Raw genomic sequence first — 25,897 nt, 5'->3', positions numbered from 1 at the left:
CCACAGGTCGTCTGAAGCCTCCGGATCAGGACACCATCTGCGCGGCCATGCCGCGACGCCCACGCGCGCGCCGCACCAGGTTGGCCACGCCGTTGCTGAGATCGTCCAGGATCGCGTAGATGGTCGGCAGGAACAGCAGGCTGACCACGGTCGAGAACGCCAGGCCGCCGGCGATGGCGCGCGCCATCGGGTAGTAGGCCGGGCCGTCGCCGAACATCTGCGTGGTGGTCAGCGAGATCGGCACCATCGCCAGGATCGCCGTGCCCATGGTCATCATGATCGGGCGAAGGCGCTCGCGCGAGCCTTCGATCAGCGCCTCGGTGCGGCCCAGGCCGCGCCGGCGCAGATTGTTGATGTGCTCGATCATCACGATGCCGTTGTTCACCACCACGCCCATCAGTACCAGGATGCCGATGAAGGCCATGATCCCGAAGCTGGTGCCGGTGATCCAGAACAGCCAGAACACGCCGAACACCGAGAACAGCACACCGCTCATGATCGCCACGGGAAACAGCAGCGATTCGAACATCGCGGCCATGACCACGTAGATCATCACCAACGCGATCAGCAGGTTGAACAGCATCTGCTTGCTGGCCTGGTCGTCGTCCTGGCCGTCCGCGCCGTCGAAGCTGTAGCGGTAGCCGACCGGAAAGCTGACTGCGTTGAGGATGTCCTCGATCGCCTGCTTGGCTTCCGGCGCGGTGACCTTGGCGCCGAGGTTGGCGGTGATGGTCAGCGTGGTCTGCCGGTTGGTACGGGCGATCTGGGTCGCGGCCGCGCGCGGCTGCGTCTCGACCAGGCTCAGCAGCGGCACGCTGCGCCCGTCCTGGGTGCGCACGTTGAAGCTGTCCAGGTCTTCCGGCGAGGTCTGCTCGGCACCGGCGAAGCGCACCCACACCGGCACCTCGTTGTCGCCGTGGCGGAACTCGCGCAGCGACGCGCCGCGCAGCGCCAGGCCGACGAAGCTGGCGACCTGCTCGGCGCTGAAGCCGAACGCGGCGGCGCGCTCGCGGTCCACCCGCACCGCCAGTTCGGCGCTGCGATCGCCGCTGTCCACGCGCACGTCGCGCAGCTCCTTGCGCCGCGCCAGCACCGGCACCACGTCGTCGGCGAGCGCGCGCAGCGCCTCGGTGGAATCGCCGACCAACTGCACCTGCACGGTCTGCCCGCCGCCATTGCCGCCATCGCCGCCGTTGCTGTTGCCGACGTGGAAATCCACCCGCGCCGAGCGCGGCAGTTCCTTGCGGATGCGTTCCATCAGTGCCGGCAGGTCGCGGACCTGCTTCAGATCGACGGTGAGCGTGGTGCTGCTGCCCTCCTCCTCGCTGAACCAGGAATACACCTGGGTCACGTGGTATTGCGCGCGGCGCGCGTCGATGAAGCGTTCCAGCCGGGTCACTTCCTCGGCCATCTGCTCGCGCGTGTAGGCGCCCTTCCACTGGTAGCCGATGAAGACCTGCTCGCCGCCGTCGCCGCCGAACATGTCCTTCTTGGTCTGCAGCATCGGGATCACGCTCAGCGCGCTGATCAGCACGATCGCGCACACGCTCCAGCCACGGTGCGCCAGCGACCAGGCCAGCACCCGCGCGTAGCGGCGCTGCAGGCGCGGGATCAGCCCGTGCGGGGAATGCAGCAGCGCTGGGGTGCGCATGCGCGCCGACAGCATCGGGATCAGGCTCACCGCCACCAGCCACGACGCCAGCAGCGACACCGAGATGGTGATGGCGATCTGCGACATGAAGATGCTGATGTTGTTGGTCTCGCCGAACAGGTTCGGCAGGAACACGATGCAATGGCACAGGGTGCCGGCCGACAGCGCGATGGCGACATTGCGGGTGCCGAGGATGGAAGCGCGCTGCGGCTGGTCGGGCATGCGCTCGCGCTCCTGGTAGATGCTCTCCACCACCACCACCGCGTTGTCCACCAGCATGCCCACCGCCAGCAGCAGGCCCATCATGGTCAGGATGTTGAGGGTGACCCCGGCGAAATACATGAAACCCAGGGTGATGGCGAAGCAGATCGGGATCGCCAGGGTCACCATCAGCGTCGACGGCCAGTGCCGCAGGAAGAAGAACAACACCGTCACCGACAGCAGCAGGCCCACCGCGCCGGCTTCGGCCAGCTCCGCCAGCGACGAGGTCACCGCCTTGCCCTGGTTGTCGATGACCTTGATCTGCACGTCGCTCAGCGCCGGCTGCTTGCGGATCTGCTCGACCTCGGCCAGCACCGCGCGCGAGACCTCGACCAGATTCGCGCTGCGCTCCTTGAACACGTCCAGGCCCACCGCCGGACGCCCGTCCAGGCGCCGCCCGTAGCTCATCCGGGTCGGCTTCAGCCGCACCTCGGCGATGTCGCCCAGGCGCAGGCCTTTGGCGTCGATGACCAGGTCGCGCAGCTCCTGCAGGTCGCGCAGTTCGCCGACCGGCTGCACCCGCAGGCGCTGGCCGTTGTCGTCGATCTGCCCGGCCGACAGCGAGAAGTTGAGCTTGCCCAGGCGCTCGCTGAGCTGGTTGAGGCTGAGGTTGTGCGCGCTGAGCCGGTCCGGGGCGATGGCGATCTCGACCTCGTTCGGCGGCGCGCCGGACACCGACACCTTGGCCACCCCGGGAATGCGCTCCAGGCGACGCTTGAACTCGCGATCGAGCATGTCGTACGCGCCGGTCAGGTCGGCTGCGCCGGCCAGGCGTACTTTCAACACCGGCTGGTCGCTGCTGGACCACTTGAACACGTTGTAGCGCCGCAGGTCGGCCGGCAGGTCGGCGCGGATCGCGTCGATGCGCTCGCGCGCATCGGACGCAGCGATGGCGATGTCGCGGTCCCAGTCGGAGAACTCGATGAAGATGTTGGCGCCGTCGGCGGTGGCGGTCGAGCGCATGCGCTTGATCCCGGCCATCGTCGCCAGCGCTTCCTCGGTCGGCCGCACCAGGTTGCGCTCGACCTCGTCCGGGGTCGAGCCGGTGTACGGCAACTGCACGAACAGGAACGGCGCGGAGATGTCCGGCAAGGCCTCCAGCGGCAGGCGGAAGGCGGCGATCAGCCCGACCACCACCAGCGACACGAAGCACATGATGGTGGTGACCGGACGGCGGATGCTGAACTCGGCGACGCTCATGCCGGCGCGCCCTCGCCGTCCTGCAGGCGCTGCTCGCCGTTTTCACGTTGCCGCGCACGTCGCCCGCGTTCGGCGTAGTACGCGTCGGCGCGGCGGTCCAGGCGGTCGTAGACCACCGGGATCACCAGCAGGGTCAGCAACGTGGACACCAGCAGCCCGCCGATCACGGTGATCGCCATCGGCGCGCGCACCTCGGCGCCCTCGCCGCTGGCGATCGCCAGCGGCAGGAAGCCGAACAGCGTGCACAGCGTGGTCATCACGATCGGCCGCAGCCGCGAGCGTGCGCCTTCGATCAGCGCCGCGCGCTTGGCCACGCCTTCCTCGCGCAACTGGTTGACCTTGTCGATCAGGATGATCGCGTTCTTGGTCACCAGGCCCACCAGCAGGATCAGGCCGATGAACACCACCACCGACACCGGCTTGCCGGTCAGCAGCAGCGCCAGCACCGCGCCGACCAGCGCCAGGGGGATGGTGAACAGGATGACGAACGGGTGCAGCAGCGACTCGAACTGCGAGGCCATCACCAGGTACACCAGGAACACCGCCAGGCCGAACGCGAACAGCAGCGAGCGCGCCGATTGCGCCAGTTCCTCGCCCTGCCCGCCGATGTGCATGCCGACGCCGGCGCCGAGCGGATCGCGCGCCACCATCTCGCCGACCTCGCGCACCGCCGTGCCCAGGTCGATGTCGCGCAGATTGGCCGAGACGATCGCCACGCGGATCTGGTCGGCGCGGTGGATCTCGCTGGGACCGGTGGTGGCGACCACGTCGGCGACCGCGTCCAGGGTCACCGGCCGGCTGCTGCCCGGATTGACGATCAGCCGGCGGATGCTGTCGACGCTGGCGCGGTCGCTCTGCTGCGCGCGCACCAGCACGTCGATCTTGCGGTCGCGGAAGCTGTAGCGGGTGGCGACGTCGCCGCGCACCTTCTTCACCACCACGTCGGCGATCTGCCGGGTGGTCAGCCCCAGCGCGCCGGCGCGCTCCTGGTCGAAGCGGATCTGGATCTCCGGGAAGCCCTCCTCCACCGTGGATTTGACGTCGGCGAAGTGGCCGTTGCCGCGCAGCAGCGCCGCCAGCTTCTGCCCGGCGTGCTGGATGGTCTGCAGGTCCTGGCCGCGCAGTTCGATCTCCAGCGGCGTGGAGAAACTGAACAGCTCCGGCCGGCTGAAACCGACCTGCACGCCCGGATGGTTGCGCATCGTCGCGCGCATGCGCTCGCTCTGCTGCGCCTCGAACTGCGCGCTGCCGCCGCCGGCCATGGCGATGGTCAGCTTGCCGATGTTCTCGCCGCTCTCGGTGGGGTTGGCGTCGAGCCGGGTGCCGCTGCCGCTGACGCCGTACAGCGCCTGCACGCCCGCGTCCTTGCCGTGCACCTCCTGCAGTTCGCGCACCAGCGCGTCGGTCTGCCGCAGCGGCGTGCCGGCCGGCAGCTTCACCGTCATCTCGAAACGATCCTGCGCCAGCTGCGGGATCAGGTCGGCGCCCAGCAGCGGCGCCACCGCCAGGGTCGCGGCGAAGGCCAGCGCCGCCAGTCCCAGCACCCAGCCCGGACGCGCCAGCGCGCCGGGCAGCAGCCGCAGGTAGCCGCGCTCGGCCAGCGCGTACGGCGCCATCGCCAGGGCGCTGGCCTTGCGCATCACCGGGGCGACCACCGCCACCGCACCGCGCCACAGCCGCACGCACAGCCAGGCCACGCCGAAGAACACGCCGCGCACCGCTGCACCTGCGCCGCGCCGGCTCCAGGCCAGCGGCTTCAGCCAGCCGCGCCGCGGCTGCCAGTGCGGCGGCGCCGGTTCCACCGGGAACGCCAGCGGCGCACGGCCCTTCAGCGAGCTGAGCATCGGGATCAGCGTCATCGACACCACCAGCGAGATCGCGATGGCGATCGCCACAGTCAGCGCCTGGTCGCGGAACAGCTGCCCGGCCACGCCCTCCACGAACACCAGCGGCAGGAACACCGCGATCGTGGTCAGGGTCGAGGCGACCACCGCCATGCCCACCTCGCGGGTGCCGACGATCGCCGTATCCAGCACGCTCAGCCCGCGCTCGCGCGCCTTGGCGATGCTTTCCAGCACCACGATCGAATCGTCCACCACCAGGCCGGTGGCCAGCGCCAGGCCGCCCAGCGACATCACGTTGAGGCTCAGGCCGAGCCTGTCCATGAAGAAGAACGTGGTCACGATCGACACCGGCAGCGACAGGCCGATCACGAACGTGCTCCACCCATCGCGCAGGAACAGGAAGATGATCAGGATCGCCAACAGGCCGCCGATCACCGCGTCCTTCTTGACGTCGCCGATGGCGTGCTCGATGAAGCGCGACTGGTCTTCCAGCGTGGTCAGTTCGGCGTCGGCGGGAATCTGCGCCTGCAGTTGTTCCAGGCGCTTGCGCAGCGCCGCCGCGGTGGCCACGGTGTTGGCGTCGCCTTCCTTGTAGATGGCCAGTTCCACCGCCTCCTTGCCGCCCAGGCGGATGATCGCCTCGCGCTCCTTGTAGCCCTGCCGCACCTGCGCCACGTCCTTGAGCCGGATCGGCATGCCGCCAGCGACGGTGGTGGTCGTGCTGGAGGTCGCGCTCTGCGCCGCCGAGGCCGCCGCGATCGCGGCTTCCGAGCCGGTGGAGGCGGCGATCGCATACATCTGCTGCAGGGCCGCGTCGGCCGCGTTGCCGCCGGCGCCCTGGGTGGTCAGCAACAGGTTGCGAATCTCGTCCAGGTCGGCGAACTGGTTGACCGTGCGCACCAGGTAGCGCTGCGTCCCCTGCTCCAGGCGTCCGCCGGAGAGATTGACGTTCTCGTCCTTGAGCCGCGCGATGACCGTGTCGATCGGCATGTTGAGCTGCGCCAGCCGCTGCTGGTCGATGTCGACCTGGATCTCGTCCTCCAGCCCACCGCCGACCTTGACCGCGGCCACGCCCGCCACCGGCTCCAGCTTCTTCTTCAGGTCCTCGTCGGCGTAGCGGCGCAACTGGGTCAGCGCGCGCACCGCCTCGGCGTCGGTGTGCGCGGCGGTCTTGCTCGACAGCACCAGGCGCATGATCGGTTGGGTGGACGGATTGAAGCGCAGCAGCACCGGCGCCTTGGCCTCCAGCGGCAGCGACAGCGCCTCCATCTTGTCGCGCACCTCCAGGCTGGCCTGGTCCATGTTGGTGCCCCAGGCGAACTCCAGCACCACGTCGCTCTGCCCGGTGCGCGAGACCGACTTGAGCTTGCGCAGGTTCTTGACCACGCCGACCGCTTCTTCGACCGGCTCGGTCACCAGCGTCTCGATCTCCGACGGCGCGGCGCCGGCGTACTCGGTGCGCACGGTCAGGGTCGGATAGCTCAGGTCCGGCAGCAGGTTGACCTTGAGCCCGTGCAGCGCGATCGCGCCGAACAGCAGCATGGTCAGCGTGATCATCGCGATGGTCACGCGGCGGCGGGTGGCGAACTCGACCAGGCCGCCGCCGTGCGCGGCGGCGGGCGCAGGCGGTGCGTGCGCGTCGGAATCGGCGCCGTGCATCAGCGCGCTCCGCCGGTGGTGGCCGGGGCGGCTTCGGCCACCTCGCGCTGCGGCGCGATCACCTGCACGCGGCTGCCGTCGCGCAGCGCGACCTTGCCGGCGGTGACCACCTGGTCGCCGGGCTGCAGGCCCTGGCGGATCTCCACCCACGGCCCTTCGGCATAGCCCAGCGTCACCGGCACCCGCGCGACCTTGCCGGCGACCACGCGGAACACCGCCGGCTCGCCGTCGTCGAGCAGCGCCAGCCGCGGCACCACCAGCGCATCGGCGCGCTGGTCGTAATCGATGCGGATGCGGCCGAACATGCCCGGCTGCAGCGCCTCCGCCCCTTCGTCGAAGGCGCAGACCACGCGGAAGGTGCCGCTGCCGGCATCCACCACCGGCGCGATGCGGTCGACCCGGCCGCGGAACTGCTTGCCCGGCAGCGCATCGGCCAGCAGGGTCACCGGCTGCCCGGTCTTGAGCGTGGCCAGCTCGCGCTCGGGCACGTTGAGCGTGGCCTCCAAGCGCGAATCGTCGACGATGCGGAAGATCGGCGTGTTGATCTGCACGAAATTGCCGGTCTTGATCGAACGCGAGGCGATCACCCCGGAGATCGGCGCCACCACCGTGGCATAGGACAGCTCCAGCGCGGCCAACTGATGTTGCGCGCGCACGTTGGCCAAGTCGTATTTGATCTGGTCGACGTCGGCGGCGCTGACCAGTTGCTGGCCCACCAGTTGCTGCGAGCGGCGGTAGTTGTTCTCCAGCTTGCGCAGCTGCGCCTCGCTTTGCGCCAGCGCCAGCCGCGCGCGGTCGGGGTCCAGCCGCACCAGCGGCTGGCCGGCGCGCACCTGCTGGCCTTCCTCGGCTAGCACCGCCAGGGCCACGCCGGAGGTCTTGGCCACCACCTGCGATTCGGCGCGCGCTTCCAGCGCCGCGGTGCCGCTGTAGCTGGCCGCCACCGCGCGGCGACTGGCCGCCGCCACCTCCACCGGCACCGCCTCCGGTGCCTTTTCGCTGTCGGCGGCCTTGGCCTTGGCCTCGGCGGCCGGCTTGCAGGCGCTCAGCAGCAGCGTGGTGGTGACCAACAGCGCGGCAGCGCAAGTGGCAGTGCGGCGCGTGAGCGATCGCGTCATCGTGGTGTCCTTGGTGGATGGCGTGAATGGTGTTGTAGATAAGTAGATCACCAATCGACGTCGTGCCGAATGCCCCAAAGGTCACGGGTCGCCTACCGCCGCCAGTTTCGAAGCCGCGAAAGGTGAGGCTATACTCGGGCCGTTCCGTGTTCCCCCACGCCGGAACCCCAATCCGTCCTCCGGACCACGAAACCATGCGCACGCAGCCGCTAGCCGCTTGTTTTGCTCTGGCCGTACTCGTTTCTGTTGGGGCCGCCCCGGCGATGGCGCAGACCGCGCCGGCGCCCGCCGCTCCCGCCGCCGCAGCCGCGGCACCCGCGCCTGTTCAGGGCAACGCGGCCAACGGCCGGGTGCTCACCTACACCTGCCAGGGCTGCCACGGCGTCACCGGCTACAAGAACGCCTACCCCAGCTACCGCATCCCCAAGATCGGCGGGCAGTCGGCGCAGTACCTGACCCAGGCGCTGACCGAATACCGGCTCGGCAAGCGCAAGCATCCGACCATGCAGGCCCAGGCGGAAAGCTTCTCCGACCAGGAGATCGCCGACATCGCCGCTTTCCTGTCCACCCTCAAGTAGGCCTCCCATGCCGAACGCCGCGCACGCCTTGCGTCCCGCCCTCGTCCTGCTTGCCGCCCTGTGCCTGGGGGCCTGTTCGCAATCGCAGGTGGAATCCACCAGCAAATCCGCCGGCGACCCTGGCCACGCCAGCGGCGAGCACGGTTCCGGCTCCTCCGCCGGCCTGCCCGGCGGGCGCATCGACGCCGGCGACAAGCTGGCCCACGCCAAGGGCAAGGCCACCGGGCAGAGCTGCATCGACTGCCACGGCGCCGACGGCAACGCGCCGATCGACCCGACCTATCCCAAGCTCGGCGGCCAGTACGGCGATTACCTGGCACACGCGCTGCAGGCCTACCGCGGCGGCACCCGCACGCATCCGCTGATGAGCCCGCAGGCAGCGCAGCTGAGCGACCAGGACATCGCCGACCTGGCCGCCTACTTCGGCTCGCGCAGCAGCCAGTTGCGCGATTTGCACGGCGTGAACTGAGCGCACCGCGCGCAGGGACCTCGCACGCCACATGACGCGCCCGGTCGCCTGCGCCAGACTGCGCCGAGCAGCGGCGACGGGACTGCGCACAGAGCGCGCTCCGGATGCGACACCGTCGACGCGTGACCAGCTCGCCGCCACTCTCGCGTGGTGCGCGATCCGGTGGCGCTTCGACCCTATCCAACGACGTGAGGCACACACTTAAGAGCGGCTTCATCCGCGATGAGCCCTCGCAGGCAACGCCGTGCCAGCTGAAGTCGTCCACTCGGACCAAACCGCGCCCGGTCCGCGTGTGCCGCAGCTGGTGATGTGCGGCGCCCGCATGTGTGAGCGGGCGGATAGCCCGCCACTCAGCGACTGCCGTTGTCTTCCTGCAGCTCGCGTTTGAACGGCACGTTCGGCGGCGGCCGCGCGCCAGCCGGCTGCTCGTTGAGATTGGGGTCGGTGATGCTGCAGCCGCCGCCCACCTGCAGAATCGAGACCACACAGGAAATGCTGCTGGTGGTGCCCGGAATCGGGATCTTCACCGACTTGATGCCGCGCCGCACCCACTCTTCCAGCAGCGTCGCGTTCGGCAGCCAGTACTTGTCGAACGAAGTCGGCGTGTAGTCGTACGGCGGACGTTTGAGCCATTCCCCGGCCTTTTCGATGCGCTCCCGCGTCCAGGTGTCGGTCTCCGAGCCGGGTGCGCTGCGCGCCGGTGCCTGGTCGTTGCCGCGGCCATCGGCCAGGCGCACGCTGCCGTCGGCATTGAACAGGCCGCCGCCCTTGCTGGCGCCGGCACCGGCATCGCCGGGGCGGTTGCGTGCGGCCGCACCCCAGTCGTCGCCGCGCTGCGGCGTGGCCCAGCCGCCGTCACGTGCGACCGGCGCCGGACCGCTGCCCGGGCTCGCGGCCTGGCTGCCGGGCGGCGCGGTGCCGGCCGCGGGCGCGGTCGGCTTGGCAGTCGCACTGGCCGCAGCGCCGGCCGGCGCCGGCTGCGGGGTCTGCGCGCTCGCCGGCGTCGTGTCCGGGCTTGCGGCCGGGGCAGCCGCCGGTGCCGGCGTGGGTGCGCTCGCGGTGGCGGTGCTCGGCGTCGGCACTTCGATCTGCCGCACCTGCGGCACGTCCGCACTGCGCAACACCGGCGTGGGCGTCGGCGTGCGCAGCTGTGGTGCGGGAACCTGCACCTGCGGCAGCGGTGCCGGCACTTCCCGTTCGCGCACCTGTACCTGCGGTGCGACTGGGCGCGGCACCGCGATGTCGCGCGACCGCAGTTGCGCCACGGTCGGCACGTCGGTGACCACTTCGACCTCGCGCACCGACACCTGTACGTCGGGCGGCACCACCGCGCGCGGTGTCGGCACCGCTACACGCACGCTCGGTGGCGGCGGCAGTACGAAGTCGCGGGTGGGCGTCGGCGTTTCGGTCACCTGCAGCGGCTGCTCAACCGGCGGCGGTGGCGGCGCACTGGCCGTGGTCGGCGCGGGCACCGGCGGAGCCGGCGCTGGCTCCGCGGCCGGTGCAGGCGCGGGCGCTGCAGCGGCCGGCGGCGTCGGGCGCGCACGCGGCGGGGTCGGCGACGTCGCCTCCGCGGATGCCGCCGCCTCGGCCGGCGCCCCACCGCCGCTCTCGGCGGGCGTGCCGCGGCCGACGAATTCCACCTGCACGCGTCCGGCCTGGTCCGCATCGGTCAGCGGCGGCAGCCAGCGCACGAACGCCACCCACAGCAGGAACACCGCGAACAGCAGATGCAGCAGCAGGCTGAGCAGCACGGCGATGCGCCGCCACCAGCGCTGGTCGTACGGCGCCGGATCCCAGTGCTGCCACCACAACCGGCGGAACGCCTGCCACAGCGGCAAGGCCGGCAGGCGCAGGGTCGCCGGCGGCTGCGCCGGCGGCATCGCCGCGATCAGTTCGGGAGCCGCGAACGGCCGCGGCAGCGCAGGCTGCGCCGCGATCCAGTGCGCCCATGCATACGGCAGGCCGGTGCGGCGATCGCGCAGCAGCTTGCGCGGCGTGCGCGCCAACAACACATCGAGGATGTCGGCGGCGCGCGTCACCGGCAGCGAAACGTCAGGCGGCCGAATCGCGCGGGATGTAGGGAGCGCTGCCGCTGTCGTGGTCGGTGGCGTCGCGCACCGCGGTCACCCCCGGCACGCGGCCCATCAGCGTCTTCTCGATACCCTGCTTCAAGGTCACGTCGGCCATGCCGCAGCCGTGGCAGCCACCGCCGAAGCGCAGCAGCACCACGCCGTCGGCGGAGACTTCCTGCACCGCCACGCGGCCGCCGTGCTGGGCCAACTGCGGATTGACCTCGTTCTCCACCACCCAGCGCACCCGCTCCACCAGCGAGGCCGCCTCGCCCGGCGCTTCGCCCTTGATCTTGGGCGCCTTGATGGTGAGCTGCTGGCCGGTGCCCTGGGTGACGTAGTCGATTTCGGCGCCGTCGAGCCAGCCGACGCTGTCGGCCGCCACGTACAGGGTAAAACCGGCGCAGTCGATCGCCCATTCGTCGCCGGCCAGGTCCGCCGGCTCGGCGAACTCCAGCCGCGCATCGGCGCGCGGGGTGCCGGCATCGACCGCGCTCAGGCGCACGCCCATGCCGGGCACGGCCTCGCGTTCGAGCAGCTTGCGGAAATGGGCCTGTGCGTTGTCTGAGATCTGGATCATGCGGGTATTCTAGACCCTTCCACGCCCTGCGCTCATCGCGGGCGGTATCTTGACCGGCCCTGTCCGTTCCACCGCAGAGACCTTCCATGAACGACCTGATCCCGCTCGCCCAGGCCCATTGCTCGCCCTGCAAGGGCAGCGAATACAGACTGACCCAGGCGCGCCTGGCCGAACTGCTGCCGCAGGTGCCCGGCTGGGAAGTGGTCGAGAACGGCAACGCGATCAGCCGCACCTTCCGCTTCCCCGACTATTACCGCACCCTGGCCTTCGTCAACGCGTTGGCCTGGATCGCGCACCGCGAAGACCACCACCCCGACCTGGGCGTGCACTACGACCGCGTGGTGGTGCGCTATTCCACCCACGACGTCGGTGGCCTCAGCGAGAACGACTTCATCTGCGCCGCCAAGGCGTCCGCTCTTCCGGAATGACCCACATGACCGTTGCCGCCCGCCGTCTGCTCCCCCTGGCCTGCCTGAGCGCCGTGCTGCTCAGCGCCTGCGGCCAATCCCAGCAATCCCAGCAACACACCGTGACCCAGCCGCCGACCGAGGTCGCCGCGGTGAAGACACCGCCGCCGGACTACCCGATCGACGTGGCCTGCGCCGGCATCGGCGGCACCGTGGTGCTGAAGGTGGTGGTCGGCGTGCAGGGCAAGCCCACCGAAGTCGACGTGGTCACCGGCAGCGGCCAGGCCAAGCTCGACGCCTCGGCGCAGCAAGCCGTGCGCGGCTGGACCTTCAATCCCGCTACCCGCAACGGCCAAGCGGTGCCGTGGACCATCCAGGTGCCGGTCAACTTCAATCCGCCGCAGCCGCGCCCGGACCGTTGCTTCGCGCTGGACGCGCAGGCGCACAAGGCCGGCTGAACCACGGGCGCGCACCGCGCGCCTTCACGCGACACCCGCACCGCGCCGGGTTTGATCGACGCCTCGTCCTCGGAGCCGCCGGCGCATGCTGGAGATCCCACTGCACAATGTCCTGGTCGCGCTCGCCGTGACCCTCGGCGCCGGCCTGACCACCGGCCTGGGCAGCGTGCTGGTGTTGTTCAGCAAGGGACCCAATCCACGCCTGCTCGCCTTCGGCCTGGCGTTCTCCGCCGGCGCGATGGTGTACGTATCGCTGACCGAAATCCTCGGCAAGTCGATCGCCGCCTTCAGCGCGGCCTTCGATCCGCGCCTGGGCCAGGCCTACGCCACCCTGGCGTTCCTGGCCGGCATGGTGCTGATCGTGACCATCGACCGGCTGGTGCCCAATCCGCACGAAAGCCTCAACAGCCGCGACCCGCTGTTCCGCGACGACAACCGCGCCTACGTCAAGCGCGTCGGCCTGCTCACCGCGGTGGCGATCACCGCGCACAACTTTCCGGAGGGTCTGGCCACCTTCTTCGCGACGCTGGAGAGTCCGGCGGTGGGCATGCCGCTGGCCTTCGCCATCGCCGTGCACAACATCCCCGAGGGCATCGCCATCGCGGTGCCGGTGCATTACGCCACCGGGCGCAAGTCCTATGCCTTCGCCGCCAGCCTGCTGTCCGGCCTGGCCGAGCCGATCGGCGCGCTGATCGGCTACGTCGCGCTTGCGCGCTTTTTGTCCGAGGCGGTGTTCGGTGCGGTGTTCGGGCTGATCGCTGGGGTGATGGTGTTCCTGGCCCTGGACGAATTGCTGCCGGCCGCCAAGCGCTACGCACAGGGGCACGAGACGGTGTACGGCCTGGTCGCAGGCATGGCCACGCTGGCGCTCAGCCTGGTGCTGTTCCGACTGTCCGCACCGGTCTGATGGCAGCGGCCGACGCCGGCTGAACGCGCGCTCGCTGGCCTGCGCGAGCGCGCTGCGCAGAAAGGTCGCAGACACCCAAGGCGGCGCATGCTGCGGCCACCTTCGCCCCGCTCGATGAGGTGTCGCATGGATCTCCGTCCCCTGCCCCCGGCCAGGCTGGCCCTGTTCACCGCACTGAGCGTGGTGGCGCTGGGCGCCTGCCAGCGGCAGGACACGCCCACTCCTGCGGCCCAGGCCGATGCGCCCGCCCCGGCCGCGGCACCCGCACCTGCCCCCTATGTGGCCCCGACCGCCGACCAGCTCTATCAACTGGTCGCGCCGATCGCGCTGTTCCCGGACAAGCTGCTGGCGCAGACCCTGGCCGCCTCGGTGTACCCGGACCAGGTGGTGTCCGCGCAGGATTGGCTGCGCAACAACCGTACCCTGTCCGCCACCGACCGCCTGCAGGCGGCCGCGGCGCAACCCTGGGACCCCAGCGTCAAGGCGCTGACCGCCTTCCCCGACGTGGTCGACCAGTTGGCCGGCAACGGCGACTGGACCCGCGCGCTGGGCGACGCCTATGCCCACGATCCCAACCAGGTGCTGGACGCGGTGCAGGTGATGCGCCAGCGCGCTCAGGCGCAGGGCCACCTGCGCAGCACCCCGCAGCAACGCGTGCAGGTGGTGCAGCGCACCGTGGTGCAACCGGCCCCGGCCTACGCCGACGCGGTGCCGCCGCCGACCCGCACCATCGTCATCGAACCGGCGCAGCCGGACGTGGTCTACGTGCCGCGTTACGACCCCGACGTGGTCTACGGCGCACCGGTCAACGTCTACCGCGAGTACCGCTATCGCCCGCCGCGCCCCTACTACGACACCGGCGACCTGGTCACCGCCGGCATCATCTCCTTCGGCGTTGGCGTGCTGGTCGGCGACGCGCTCGAACACCACCACCACAGCGTGTTCGGCTGGCTGGAACCGGCGCCGCCGTGGCACAGCTGGGGCTGGAACAACTGGGGGGTGAACTGGAACGCGCCGCCGTCGGCGCCGAACTACGTGGTCTACCGCAACAGCGTGTACGCGCCGCGCACCACCATCATCAACAATCACTACGACAACCGCAGCTACGTGCACAACGACTACCGCGGTGCGCCGCCGCCGGTTGCGCCGATGGGCGGTCCGGGCGGGCAGCAGGCCTTCGCTGCCGCGCGTGCGCCCGGGGCCGCGATGGCCGCCGCGGCGATGGCGGCGCGCACCCCGGCAGCCGCGTTCGGGCCGGCCCGCGCGCAGCCGCCGGCGATGCCGCAGACCATGCCGCATTTCACCAGCCAGATGCTGCAGGCCGGCCGCCCGGTCGCGGCGATGCCACCGTCGGTGCAGCGCCTGCCGGCCCCAGGCACCCCGGCGGCCATGGCGACCGCGCGCGATCCGCGCCTGCTGCCCGGTTTTGTGCAGCATGCCGCAGCTCCGCAACGCAGCGTGGCGATGGCCCAGCCGAGCGCGCCGCGCGCGGCTCCGGCGATGCCGGTCCCGCAGTTCCATGGCCGCCCGGTACCGCAGGCGCTGACGCCCAGCCAGGCGCCGCGCGAGGCCATCGCCAACCGCGGCATGCCGGAAGCGCGCTTTGCGGAACCGCCGCGGCGCGGCGACCCGGGCATGCAGCCGTCCGGTTTCGCCCGCGAGATGGCACGCACGGAGCCGCCGCGCCAGGCGATGCCGAGCGAAGCCCCGCGCGCGCAGGCCTGGCATGCGCCGGCGCCCGAGCGCGAGGCGCGCGCGCCGCAGATGCCGCGCGAGGCGATGCGTGCGCCGATGCCGGAACCGCGCCAGGAGCAGCGTCAGGAACAACGCCAGGAGCAGCGCGTGGCCCGCTTCTCCCCGCCTCCGCGCATGCCCGAGCCGCGGCCGGCCGAGTCGCATCCGGCACAGCGCCCGGCACCCGCCCATCACGACGGGCACCACGATCACGACCATCACGAAAGCTGAGCGCAGTGCGGGGGCGGCAGCAGGCCGCTCCCGCGGGCCTGGGTCAGCCGAGGCGGTTCAGCGCTTCGGCCAGTTCGTCGGCCAGCGGGGCATTCAATAGATAAGGCGTCTTGCCGTCGTCCAGGCTGAATTCCAGCGAGGCGGCATGCAGGAACAGGCGCTTGAGCCCGATCTGCTCGCGCAGGCGCTTGTTGACCGCCGGATCGCCGTACTTGTCGTCGCCGGCGACCGGATGCCCGAGGTGCTGGGCGTGCACGCGGATCTGATGGGTGCGACCGGTCTCGATCCGCACCTCGCAATAGGAATGCCCGCCGCGCCGCTCCAGCACCCGGAAGTGGCTCAGCGACGGCTTGCCCGCCGCGTTCACCTGCACGTGGCGCTCGCCGCCCTGGCGCAGGCCGATGTGCAGCGGCGCGTCCACGCTCATGGTGCCGTCGGGCATGCGCCCGACCAGCAGGGTCAGGTAGCGCTTGCTGATGCCGCGGCCCTGGACCCGGTCGTCCTCGCGCATCAGCGCCTGCAATTCGGTCAACGCCGAGCGCTTCTTCGCCACGATCAGCAGCCCGGAGGTGTCTCGGTCGAGCCGGTGCACCAACTCCAGCGACTGATTGGGACGCAGCGCACGCAGCGTCTCGATGGCGCCGAAACTGATCCCGCTGCCGCCGTGGCTGGCGACGCCGGATGGCTTGTTCAGCGCCAGCAGCCGCGCGTCCTCGTAGACGATCGCCGCCTCCAGCCGGGCCATGAACGCATCCGGCGGCGCGCTCTTCTCGCCCTCCTCGGTCAGCCGCACCGGCGGGATGCGCACCTCGTCGCCGGCCTCGAGCTTGCGCTCGGCCTTGGTGCGGCCGCCGTTGACCCGCACCTGGCCGCTGCGCATCAGCTTGTAGATCAGGCTGCGCGGCGCGCCCTTGAGCTGGCCGAGCAGGAAATTGTCTACGCGCTGTCCGGCCCTGTCTTCCGGGACCTTGAGAATGCGCACCGCGCTGGTCGCGACATCGCGCGGCTTTGGAGGGATCGGGGGGGAAGTCATCAGGCAGTTTATTCTGTTACACTCGGGGGGCGAGATAAGGGTTTGATTTCGTTGGAAGTTAGTTGAGGGCCAGAAGCCCGGCTTACGACGATTCCGGCACAGTGCGCGACCACCGCCCCCGGGGCGGCCATGTTAGCGGCTCACCGGCCTACCCGGCCATCGCCGGATGCCGCAAGCGTCCGCGCTGAACATGCCCCGTGCGGCGCCCAGCCTGGCTGGAGTCGCCGCCGGTCCTGAACCACCTAAAAGCAAGAAGCGCTCCCGCGGCTCGCCGTGGTGTCGTAGCGCTGGAAACCCAAGACGCCCACCCCGCGCCTGCGCGATGGGCGACGAAGCGTGACCAGAAGCGAAACCCCATGGCGTTCCGCGCGGTAGCAGCGCGAGGAACGCAACAATGAAGCGAATGCTGATCAACGCCACGCAGGCAGAAGAACTGCGTGTGGCCATCGTGGACGGCCAGACCCTGTACGACATCGACATCGAGCAGCCGTCCAAGGAACAGAAGAAGTCCAACATCTACAAGGGCCGCATCACCCGGCTCGAACCCTCGCTGGAAGCGGCCTTCGTCGAGTACGGCGGCGAGCGCCACGGCTTCCTGCCGCTGAAGGAAATCTCCCGCGATTACTTCCAGGCCGGCGTCGACCACAACAAGGCGACGATCCGCGAACTGCTGCGCGAGGGCCAGGAAGTCGTGGTCCAGGTAGACAAGGAAGAGCGCGGCAACAAGGGCGCGGCCCTGACCACGTTCATCTCCCTGGCCGGCCGCTACATGGTGCTGATGCCGAACTCGCCCAGCGCCGGCGGCGTCTCGCGCCGCATCGAGGGCGAGGACCGCGCCGCGCTGAAGGAAGCGCTGGACAAGCTGAACATCCCCGACGACATGGGCGTGATCATCCGCACCGCCGGCGTCGGCCGCGATGCCGAAGAGCTGCAGTGGGACCTGGACTACCTGCTGCAGGTGTGGAAGTCGATCGCCGAGGCCGCCCTGGCCAAGCCGGCGCCGTTCCTGATCTACCAGGAGTCGCGGCTGATCATCCGCGCCCTGCGCGACTACCTGCGCGCCGACATCGGCGAGATCCTGGTCGACACCGCCGAGATGTACGGCGACGCCCAGGAGTTCATGCAGCAGGTGATGCCGCAGAGCCTGCGCAAGCTCAAGCACTACACCGACGACATCCCGCTGTTCAACCGCTTCCAGATCGAGTCGCAGATCGAGGCCGCCTACGAGCGCAGCGTGCGCCTGCCGTCCGGCGGCTCGATCGTGGTCGACCAGACCGAGGCGCTGACCGCGGTGGACGTCAACTCCTCGCGCGCCACCAAGGGCAGCGACATCGAGGACACCGCGTTCCAGACCAACCTGGAGGCGGCCGAAGAGGTCGCGCGCCAGCTGCGCCTGCGCGACCTCGGCGGCCTGGTGGTCATCGACTTCATCGACATGGCCTCCAACAAGCACCAGCGCGAGGTCGAGAACCGCCTGCAGAACGCGCTCAAGTACGACCGCGCACGGGTGCAGATCGGCCGCATCTCGCGCTTCGGCCTGCTGGAGATGAGCCGCCAGCGCCTGCGTCCGTCGCTGGGCGAATCCAGCCAGATCGTCTGCCCGCGCTGCGACGGCCACGGCCGCATGCGCAGCGTCGAGTCGCTGTCGCTGTCGATCATCCGCGTCGCCGAGGAGCACGCGATGAAGGAGAACACCGGGCAGGTGCTGGTCCAGGCCCCGGTGGAGATCGCCAACTACCTGCTCAACGAAAAGCGCCGCGCGCTCAGCGAGATCGAGAAGCGCCACGACGCGCCGATCGTGATCGTCGCCGACGAGCAACTGCACACCCCGCACTACGAAGTGACCCGCCTGCGCGAGAACGAGCTGGGCGAGGAAAGCACCAAGCCCAGCTACCAGCGCGGCACCCCGCGCAAGCTGCCGGTGCACGCGCTGACCAAGGCGCAGTTGAACATCCCGGCGCCTGCGGTGACCAATGTGAAGCACTCGCAGCCGGCCCCGGTGCGCGAAGTGGTCGAAGAACCTGTGGCCGCACCGGCACCGGCACCCGTGGTTGCGCCGGTCCCGGTCGCGCCGCCGGCCACCGGCGTGGTCGGCTGGCTGAAGCGCATCTTCGGCGCCGGCGAGAGCCCGGCCCCGGCCCCGGCCGCCGCCGAGCCGGCACAGCGCCAGCGCCCGCAGGACGGCAATCGCAACCGCAACGACCGTGGCGATCGTCACGACCGCAATGCGCGCCGCGACGGCAACCGCAACGGCGGCCAGGGCGGCAATGCCGCCCGCGGCAACGGCAACAACGGCGGCGGCAACGCGCGCCGCGACGAGCGCCGCGCCGGCAATGGCAACGGTGGCGCCGCGCCCGCCGGGCAGCAGAACCAGCAGCCCAAGGCGCCGCGCAACGAGCAGGCCGCGCAGCAGGCCAAGCCGCAGCAGCAGCCGCAGCAGCCCAAGCCGCCGAAGCAGCAGCAGCCGCAGAACCCGCCGCGCCAGCCGAAGCCGCAGCAGGAGCCGGCGCAGGCCGCCGCGCAGGGCGACAAGCCGCAACGCCAGCCGCGCGCCGACGAAGCCGTCGCCAAGCAGCAGGCCGCACCGGTCGCCACCGCACCGGCGACCCCGGTGCAGGACGCCACCACGCTGGCCGCCGCCGCGGTCGCCGGTGGCGCGATCGCCGCGTCGCAGGAACCGGCAGCAGCCGTCGACGCTGCAGCCGCCGCACCGGTGCAGCCGGCGCAGACCGCGGCAGCAGTGAGCATCGATGAACGCGAAAGCGCCGCCGAAACCGCGCAGGCCGTGCCCGCTGGCGAAGGCGCCGAGGGCGAGGACGGTACCGGCGATGCCGGCGGCCGCCGCCGTCGTGGCCGTCGCGGTGGCCGCCGCCGTCGCCGTGGCAATGGCGAAGCCGGTGCTGCCGGCGATGCCGCCGGCCTGGACGATGCCGACCTGGATGCCGGCGACAGCGACGGCGAAAGCGCGCCGGCGCCGAGCCGCAGCCAGCCGGAGTTCGACTTCGACGACGACGGCACCACCGATGCTGCTCCGGCCAAGTCGCAGCCGCCCGTGCAGGAAAAGCGCGAGCCGCAGGAGAAGCGTGAGCCGCGTCGCGAGCGTCCGGCTCCTGTCGGTGCACCGGCACCGGCCGACGGCGCTGCCCAGGCCCCCGCGCCGATCACCGCCGACCCCGTGCCTGCGCCGGCCACCGCACCGATGCAGCCGGCTGCCCCCGTCGAGGCCGTGACCGCATCGCCTGCGCCGACCGCGCCGGCCGCTGCAGCCCAGGGCGTCAGCGATGCCGCCGTGGCCCACGCCGACACCATGGTCGCGGCCACACCGGTGGCGGCCGCAGTCGCCGAGACCAAGCCGGTCGCGCAGGAAACCGTCGCCACCGAGCGCACCGCGGCACCGGCCGAACCCGCAACGCCGGCCGTCGCGCCGCAGCCGCAGGCGGTCACCACCGCCATCGAGCAACCGACTGCCACCGCCGCCAAGGCGCCGGTCGCCGAGCCGGACGCGGCGGATGCCAAGGCCACCGTCGAGGATCCGGCGGGCGTGACCACGCCGGCGGCAACCACCGTCGCGCCGAGCGCAGCGCCGGCCGCCACGCCCACCGCTCCCGCGGAACCGCGTGCGGAAGACGCTGTCCCGGCCAAGCCAGCCTACGCGCCAGTGCAGACCACCCTGCTCGACGCCTTCGCCGAGGCACCGGCAGCGGTTCCGCACAATGGTGAGGCAGCGGCCGCAGCGTCGACCGAGGCCGCATCGGTCACGCCGGGACGCGACGACAGCGCAACGTCCGTCGCTGCTCCGGCGACGGCGGCGCAGGCGGAGATCGCGACTGTGGACGAGGCGGCGCGGAAGGAACGTGCTGCTGCCGCGGCGCAGTCCGCAGCGCCTGCGCCGCATGCCGCGGACAAGGCGGACGGCGACGAGCACAAGGATCGCGGCTGATCCCCGCTCCTGCCGGTGCAGCATGAAAGAAGCGGCCTTCGGGCCGCTTTTTTCTTTTGGGCGCCCATCAAACGCATCCATCGCTACGGCTCAACTGCACGCGTACTGCCTTTCGCGCGTCCCGTTCGGCGCAGCAGCCGTGGCTTCCCCTTCAAAGCCACGGCAACACTCGCTTTGCCGTGACTCGATGAGCTACACGATCACCTCCTAGGAGCGGCTTCAGCCGCGACGGGGCTTTCCCGATGCGCCGGTCGCGGCTGAAGCCGCTCCTGCGAAAACACGCGATGCGTGCAGTACCTGCTGCGCGGAACGCTGCGACCGAAGTGTCTTGAAGACCCACCACCACATGCACATCCGCGTCGTTGTGCGCTCGCTGCAGTCGCGAGCGATGCATTCGCGCAGAGCACGCACTCCCTACTCCACCGCTTTCGCCAAGTGCTGCCGCAGCGGCACCCAGCCATTTCGACCGCGGCACGCGCCAGTGCCGGGGGCGTCGGCGATAGCCGCGGACGCGGGTTCGCAATCGATCCACTGCGAACAGGTCCGCACGTTGGCGCAAGCACAACGCAAAAGCGGCCCGAAGGCCGCTCTGGTGTCAGCTCGGCAGGCAACGCCGACTACAGCGGATGCGTCGGATCCAGCAAGCCGTACTGCGTGGCCAGGCGCGCCAGGGCGATGTTGTCCTGGATGCCGACCTTTTCGAACAGGCGCGCCTTGTGCGTATTGACGGTCTTGGCGCTGAGGCTCAGGCGCTTGGCGATGTCTTCCTGGCGCAGGCCGCGGGTCAGCAGCAGGGCCACTTCCAGCTCGCGCGGCGACAGCGCGTCGAATGGCGAACCGCCGCCTTCCAGATTGGCCAGCGCAAGGTTCTGCGCGATGTTGGCGCCGAGGTAGCGCTTGCCCATCGCCACGTCGCGGACCGCGCGCAGCAGCTCCTGGGCGTCGCCGGCCTTGCCGACATAGCCGGAGGCACCTGCCTCCAGCAGGCGCTTGGGCAGCGGACCGTCTTCCAGCACCGAGACGATGATGACCTTGGTGCCGTGGTCGCCCTTGACGATGCGCTCGGTGACTTCCAGCCCGCTGACGCCGGGCATGTGCAGATCGCACAGGACGATGTCCGGCTTCAGCTGCCGGATCTGCGGGAGCGCATTTTCGCCACTGTCGGCCTCGCCGACGATCTCGATATCCGTTTGATTCGACAGGATCAGCTTCATGCCCGTACGGACAAGAGCGTGATCATCGACCAGAAAAACCCTGATGGCCATCTCGTATAACCCCAACGCAGCGGATACCGCACCATCCAGACTATCTGCGTGAATTATTCAGGGCAATACGAATTTGTAGACAAACGACGACGCTTCACGGAGTGCTCATCTGCACTTCGCGAAGCGTCATCGTGTCGTCATCAAAACCCTGCCGAGCTTACTCAAGGCTCGGCACGCAGGGTCGAGTGACCTGCCAGCGCTCTCCCCGTAAGGCGCGCGACGGTCCCTGCGTCAGGCCGAGGCCAGTATGCTGGTGCGGCGGGAAAAGCGTTATCAGGACAATCCTGATCTCACGTCAGAATTATCTGACCCTCCCCCTTCCCGCTTCCGGACACCACCCCGCTGCGGATCCCGGACAGGCCCGGCGAAATTTTCCGACACTCGCGTCGGAAATGGCCGATGCGACCTTCCGCAGGCGGCGCAGCCACGACATGCCTGGCCGCCTGCGGCACACTGCCCGAGTGAACACGATCCGCCCCTACGTCATGCAGGACCGCGCCGCCTGCCTGGCGCTGTTCGACAGCAACGTCCCGCAGTTCTTCGATCGCAGCGAGCGCGCCGGTTTCGACCGCTTCCTGCAGCACGACACCGGCGCCTGGCACTACCTGGTCGTCGTCCGCGCGGGCGCGGTGGTGGCCTGCGGCGGCCACGCGGTGCGCCTCGACGGCCGCGTCGCCAGCTTCGGCTGGGGAATGGTTGACCGCCGCCTGCACCGCCAGGGCCTGGGCCGCGCACTGACCGAGGCCCGGCTCGACGCCTGCCGCAGTGCCGGCGTCGCGCGGATCGAATTGGACACCAGCCAGCACACCCAGGCGTTCTACGCGCACTTCGGCTTCACGGTCGAGCGCGTGGTCGCGAACGGCTACGGCGCGGGGCTGGACCGTTGGGACATGGCGCTGGACCTGGACCGCACGCGCGGCTGAAACGGATCGCGCACCACGGAGTCGCCGTCAGGCGGCCAACGCGTAGCGGCGGCAGTGCTCCAGATAACCGGCTTCGTGATGCCCGGCGAGCGCGACCACGCTCTCCCACAGCCACGACGGCGTGTCGATGGCCTTGCGCCGGTCGGCGTCCAACTGTTGCAGCCACGCGGCCCGCGTCCTGGGCTTCATCTGCCGCGCATGCGCCTTGCCGACGACGAAGGCGAGATAGCGCGCCGAGCGCACCGCCTCGACGTGATTGAATTGGTCGACTTCCAGTTTCAGGTCGCGCGGCGAGAGCTCGCGAATAAACAGCGAGCGGCCCAGCAGATGTACCGGCAACATTCTGCTGCCCAGGTAGGGCGACAACGCCCGCGCGGCGGCGGTCACGCGTTCGGCGTTGTCCGCCGGCATCCGCGCATCGGGCGCGGCCGGTGCGATCGGGGCGACCGCCTCCTTCAGATCGACCAGCGCATAGGACCAATGGCCCTTGCCGGTCTTCAGGCCGACGATCGCCGCATAGCGCAGCAGGCCCAGCGAACTGCAGCCCTTCATCCAGTACGCCGCATCGACCAGGCGCACTTCGCGATCCTTGGGCTTTCCCTTCAGCGACAGCACCATCTGCGCCACCTTCGGATCGGCGAACAGCCGTTCCAGCGCCTCGCGTTCTTCCGGCGCCAACGCCCAGAACTTCTCGCCCAGCGGGATACGCGGCTCCACCGCCTGCAGGCGTTCCTTGGCCAGATGCCGCCAGCGCCGGCCGAAGGCCTCGCGGCGGATGCTGCGCACGGTCTCGGGTTCGGCACCGGGGTGATCGCGGGTCGGATCCTCGATGGCGGCGCCATAGCCGTCGATCATCGCCTCCATCATCCGTGCCGTGGTGACGCCGGGCAGGTCCGAGCCGCGTGCCGCGGTGGCCAGCGACAGGCCCAGGCGGATCAGATCGTGCGCAGGATTGCCGATCACGCCCTGGTCGAGGTCGCGGATCTGGATCTCGACGTGCCCCTCGCCGTCGGCAACCGGGCCCAGGTTGCCGAGGTGACAATCGCCGCAGATCCAGATCGCCGGCCCCATCGGCACGCGCCGCGCCGCCGGCGACGCTGCCAGCCATTCGTAGAACTTGAGCGTGTTGCCGCGGACATAGGCGTGGGCGGAGCGGGCCATCTTCAACGTGCGTTTGCGTTCGAGGATGACGGGGCGTTCGGCGAGGCTGGGCATCGAAGGTCGGACCTGGAGCGGATGGCGTGGGGGTCACGCGCGGCGGCGCAGACGCTAGCAGAGCCGAACGAAATGGTCCGTGCACGGCAAGCACCTGGGCAACATACGCAGTGATCGCGGGGATCGCGCGGCCACGCACCGCATGCAGGCGCGGTGGCGGCGTGCGATTACGCAGGGTTTGCTGCTTCTTCTGCCGCCGACGCGCGTGCCTGCGGCGGTCGGATCCAGCCTCTCCACCGCCTCCTGCGCGACCAGGCACGCGCCAACGGCAGCGCCCGGCGTCGACGTGATCTTAATCACGTCCCCGGCTATGCTCCGCGCACCTCACATAACTTAGGGAGAAGTTCATGCGTCTGACCATGCCGGCAACGGTTGCTGTATGTGTGCTGCTCGCTGCCTGCGGCAAGGGTGGCGACAAGAACGGCGACAACGTCGCGATGTCCAACGCCTCGGTCGCCGACGTGGCCAAGGTGCAGGCGGCCAAGCTGCAGCCCGGCCAATGGGAGATGCGGATCGAGCAAGTGAGCAGCGAGACCAGCGGCGGCTCGGGCAACATGCCGCAGATGCCGAAGGTGCCGCCGAGCACCGCCAAGGTCTGCCTCACCGCCGAGCAGATCAACGATCCCACCAGCCTCTTCGGCAGCGCCTCGCCGATGCAGAAGAACTGCGTGTACGACTCCTTCAGCATGAAGGACGGAAAGATCGACGCGAAGATGCATTGCACCATGGGCGACATCAAGGTCGCCGGCACCAGCACCGGCACCTTCAGCGCCACCGAGATGGCCTCCGAATCGCATTCCGAGATCACCGGCCTGCCGGGCGGCATGTCGATGAAGACGCACATGAAGATGGACGGCAAGCGCCTGGGCGAGTGTCAGCCGGGCGATATCAAGGCCGGCGATACCAAGGCACCGCCTGCAGGCTGAGCGCGCCTGTCCTGATGCCGACGCCCAGCGTCGCTTTTGGAAGCATCCCAGTCCTGTTCCAAGCGCCGCGACGGTGACCCGTCGCGGCGTTTTTCATGCGCGGGCGTCCGCGCTTGCCGCGGCGCGATCCACCCTCCGACCAGTTGCCTGCGCAGCGAGGCACTGGCCTGTTCATGCCTGATTGCAGGCCGATCGGCTGAATGTACGCCTCCAGCGACAGCGCGTCGCTCCTTGCGTCCTTGCCGTGCCGACCCACCCACAACGAACAGGAAACACCCATGCGCAACACCCTTCTGGCCACGATCATCGCGCTGGCCGCAGTACCCGCCCTGGCGAGCGCACGTACGCCGGCGCCGGACTGTCACGCGATGATGCTCGCCACGGTGAAGGACGACATGCACAACACCTGGAACGAGGGCCAGACCTTGCCGGTGGACATCGCGCGCGACACGCCGTCGGGCGGCGCATTCTGCACGCATGGCGGCAGTTGCCTGCCGCGCAAGGTGGCCGGCAAGGAGGCGGTTCGCCTCACCGATTGCAAGATCGGGCCGTCGATCGGCGACGGCGACTACCGACTGGTCGCATTGCCGCATTCGCACGAACACTGAATCTCCGACTTGCGCCAGGAGCGCCGACCATGAAACTTCCATTGCGACTGGCGGCGCTGTGCTGCCTCGCGTTCGCCTGCGTGTCCGCGGCGAACGCGCAACCCACGATCCGTGTCGCAGTCTATCGCGGCGCAGCCGGCTGCGACGATTGCTCAGAAACCGCCAAAGAAGCGATCGAGGCACTGAGTCCGCAGTACAAGGTCGACATCATCGGCCCGAAGGAGGCGCAAGACGTCACGCCCGCCACCCTGCGCGGCTATGCGATCTATGTGCAACCGGGCGGCGGGCAGGACATTCCGGCCGCGCTGCAGGCGATGGGCGAGCGCCGGATCGCCGCCATCCGCGACTTCGTCGCGCAGGGCGGCGGCTATCTGGGCCTGTGCATGGGCGCCTATCTTGCCGATGACACCAACATGGGCCTGATCGGCGACGATCTCGATGGCGAGGTCGGCCGACCCGGCTTCCCCGTCACCACCATCGATGAGGAGGCCGTCGCGGTTCGCTGGAAGGGCCGCCCCGACAGCGTGTTCTTCCAGGACGGCCCCTACTTCCCGAAGAGCACCCAGGGTGGCTTCCGCGCGCTCGCCACCTACGCCAATGGCGATGTGGCCGCGGCGCGCTACGGCTTCGGCCGCGGCACCGTCGTGCTCAGCGGTCCGCATCCCGAGGCGGACCGGAGCTGGTTCGAACAGGCCGAGATCCCGCTGGACAGGATGCCCAGGACGCCGGTCCTGCAGGCGCTGTTCGACGAGTTCGCCCTGCCGGCGTCGCAGCCCTGAGTCCATCGGTGCCGACCGCCGCCGGCTGACGCGTCACCG

19 protein-coding genes are annotated in these 25,897 nt (G+C 70.0%); 11 read left to right on the top strand and 8 right to left on the bottom strand.

Going from position 1 to position 25,897, the window contains the following annotated elements; genetic code table 11:
• Nucleotides 1–25 precede the first annotated feature (25 nt).
• Genes CEK65_RS08360 through CEK65_RS08350 form a run of 3 tightly spaced genes read right to left on the bottom strand, consistent with a single transcriptional unit; the run spans nucleotide 26 to nucleotide 7,733 of the window.
• Nucleotides 26–3,112: an efflux RND transporter permease subunit gene (locus tag CEK65_RS08360; RefSeq protein WP_152181407.1), complete on the bottom strand. Its 3,087-nt coding sequence runs from the start codon at nucleotides 3,110–3,112 to the stop codon at nucleotides 26–28.
• Nucleotides 3,109–6,615 (bottom strand): efflux RND transporter permease subunit, encoded by a 3,507-nt coding sequence (locus tag CEK65_RS08355; protein ID WP_152181406.1) that lies wholly within the window; start codon nucleotides 6,613–6,615, stop codon nucleotides 3,109–3,111. Before CEK65_RS08355 ends, CEK65_RS08360 begins: the two co-directional genes overlap by 4 nt.
• Nucleotides 6,615–7,733: an efflux RND transporter periplasmic adaptor subunit gene (locus CEK65_RS08350; protein WP_152181405.1), complete on the bottom strand. Its 1,119-nt coding sequence runs from the start codon at nucleotides 7,731–7,733 to the stop codon at nucleotides 6,615–6,617. The genes CEK65_RS08355 and CEK65_RS08350 overlap by 1 nt, the downstream gene beginning before the upstream one ends.
• Before the next feature lie 194 nt (nucleotides 7,734–7,927).
• Here CEK65_RS08350 and CEK65_RS08345 point away from each other — a divergent pair, with 194 nt between their 5' ends.
• Nucleotides 7,928–8,311 (top strand): cytochrome c, encoded by a 384-nt coding sequence (locus CEK65_RS08345; RefSeq protein WP_026143839.1) that lies wholly within the window; start codon nucleotides 7,928–7,930, stop codon nucleotides 8,309–8,311.
• Between the two features lie 7 nt (nucleotides 8,312–8,318).
• A complete protein-coding gene (locus tag CEK65_RS08340) occupies nucleotides 8,319–8,780 on the top strand; it encodes a cytochrome c (RefSeq protein ID WP_017911097.1) in 462 nt (153 codons plus the stop codon).
• 350 nt (nucleotides 8,781–9,130) lie between these two features.
• On the opposite strand, the gene CEK65_RS08335 is transcribed toward CEK65_RS08340, so the two are convergent.
• Complete coding sequence (locus CEK65_RS08335) at nucleotides 9,131–10,822, bottom strand: transmembrane repetitive protein (protein ID WP_152181404.1); 1,692 nt, start codon at nucleotides 10,820–10,822, stop codon at nucleotides 9,131–9,133.
• A 13-nt stretch (nucleotides 10,823–10,835) separates the two neighbouring features.
• On the bottom strand, nucleotides 10,836–11,432 hold the full coding sequence (locus CEK65_RS08330) for an NfuA family Fe-S biogenesis protein (RefSeq protein ID WP_010343876.1): 597 nt from the start codon (nucleotides 11,430–11,432) through the stop codon (nucleotides 10,836–10,838).
• A gap of 86 nt (nucleotides 11,433–11,518) precedes the next feature.
• Between CEK65_RS08330 and CEK65_RS08325 the strand changes: the two genes are divergently transcribed.
• From CEK65_RS08325 to CEK65_RS08310, 4 genes are all read left to right on the top strand, one after another.
• The gene (locus tag CEK65_RS08325) at nucleotides 11,519–11,860 is read left to right on the top strand and encodes a 4a-hydroxytetrahydrobiopterin dehydratase (RefSeq protein WP_017910810.1); all 342 of its coding nucleotides are present in this window, start codon (nucleotides 11,519–11,521) and stop codon (nucleotides 11,858–11,860) included.
• Nucleotides 11,861–11,865: 5 nt separating this feature from the next.
• Nucleotides 11,866–12,297, top strand: coding sequence for an energy transducer TonB (locus CEK65_RS08320; protein WP_043090883.1), 432 nt, complete (start codon nucleotides 11,866–11,868; stop codon nucleotides 12,295–12,297).
• Nucleotides 12,298–12,382: 85 nt separating this feature from the next.
• A complete protein-coding gene (gene zupT / locus CEK65_RS08315) occupies nucleotides 12,383–13,204 on the top strand; it encodes a zinc transporter ZupT (RefSeq protein ID WP_152181403.1) in 822 nt (273 codons plus the stop codon).
• A 126-nt stretch (nucleotides 13,205–13,330) separates the two neighbouring features.
• Complete coding sequence (locus CEK65_RS08310) at nucleotides 13,331–15,169, top strand: DUF3300 domain-containing protein (protein WP_152181402.1); 1,839 nt, start codon at nucleotides 13,331–13,333, stop codon at nucleotides 15,167–15,169.
• Nucleotides 15,170–15,212: 43 nt separating this feature from the next.
• Here CEK65_RS08310 and CEK65_RS08305 read toward each other — a convergent pair whose 3' ends face one another.
• On the bottom strand, nucleotides 15,213–16,202 hold the full coding sequence (locus tag CEK65_RS08305; RefSeq protein ID WP_043090516.1) for an RluA family pseudouridine synthase: 990 nt from the start codon (nucleotides 16,200–16,202) through the stop codon (nucleotides 15,213–15,215).
• A gap of 394 nt (nucleotides 16,203–16,596) precedes the next feature.
• On the opposite strand from CEK65_RS08305, the gene CEK65_RS08300 reads away from it, so the two are divergent.
• Nucleotides 16,597–20,142, top strand: coding sequence for an Rne/Rng family ribonuclease (locus tag CEK65_RS08300; protein ID WP_152181401.1), 3,546 nt, complete (start codon nucleotides 16,597–16,599; stop codon nucleotides 20,140–20,142).
• A gap of 617 nt (nucleotides 20,143–20,759) precedes the next feature.
• On the opposite strand, the gene CEK65_RS08295 is transcribed toward CEK65_RS08300, so the two are convergent.
• On the bottom strand, nucleotides 20,760–21,407 hold the full coding sequence (locus tag CEK65_RS08295; protein ID WP_026143418.1) for a response regulator: 648 nt from the start codon (nucleotides 21,405–21,407) through the stop codon (nucleotides 20,760–20,762).
• Nucleotides 21,408–21,868: 461 nt separating this feature from the next.
• On the opposite strand from CEK65_RS08295, the gene CEK65_RS08290 reads away from it, so the two are divergent.
• Complete coding sequence (locus CEK65_RS08290) at nucleotides 21,869–22,330, top strand: GNAT family N-acetyltransferase (RefSeq protein WP_152181400.1); 462 nt, start codon at nucleotides 21,869–21,871, stop codon at nucleotides 22,328–22,330.
• Between the two features lie 27 nt (nucleotides 22,331–22,357).
• On the opposite strand, the gene CEK65_RS08285 is transcribed toward CEK65_RS08290, so the two are convergent.
• Nucleotides 22,358–23,545 (bottom strand): DUF2252 family protein, encoded by a 1,188-nt coding sequence (locus CEK65_RS08285; RefSeq protein WP_152181399.1) that lies wholly within the window; start codon nucleotides 23,543–23,545, stop codon nucleotides 22,358–22,360.
• Nucleotides 23,546–23,892: 347 nt separating this feature from the next.
• Here CEK65_RS08285 and CEK65_RS08280 point away from each other — a divergent pair, with 347 nt between their 5' ends.
• The 3 genes from CEK65_RS08280 to CEK65_RS08270 all read left to right on the top strand — a co-directional run bounded on the left by CEK65_RS08280 (nucleotide 23,893) and on the right by CEK65_RS08270 (nucleotide 25,858).
• Nucleotides 23,893–24,471, top strand: coding sequence for a DUF3617 domain-containing protein (locus CEK65_RS08280; protein ID WP_226980521.1), 579 nt, complete (start codon nucleotides 23,893–23,895; stop codon nucleotides 24,469–24,471).
• A 278-nt stretch (nucleotides 24,472–24,749) separates the two neighbouring features.
• Nucleotides 24,750–25,079 carry a hypothetical protein gene (locus tag CEK65_RS08275; protein ID WP_152181398.1) on the top strand — a complete coding sequence of 110 codons (330 nt, stop codon included), beginning with the start codon at nucleotides 24,750–24,752 and terminating at the stop codon, nucleotides 25,077–25,079.
• A gap of 29 nt (nucleotides 25,080–25,108) precedes the next feature.
• On the top strand, nucleotides 25,109–25,858 hold the full coding sequence (locus CEK65_RS08270) for a BPL-N domain-containing protein (protein WP_226980520.1): 750 nt from the start codon (nucleotides 25,109–25,111) through the stop codon (nucleotides 25,856–25,858).
• The last annotated feature ends 39 nt before the right edge of the window (nucleotides 25,859–25,897 follow it).

This window comes from Xanthomonas sp. LMG 12459 (assembly GCF_009192905.1).
Classification (GTDB): Bacteria; Pseudomonadota; Gammaproteobacteria; order Xanthomonadales; family Xanthomonadaceae; genus Xanthomonas_A; species Xanthomonas_A sontii.
Note: the sequence above shows the minus strand (reverse complement) of the source record. Positions and strands in the feature narration are given on the sequence as shown.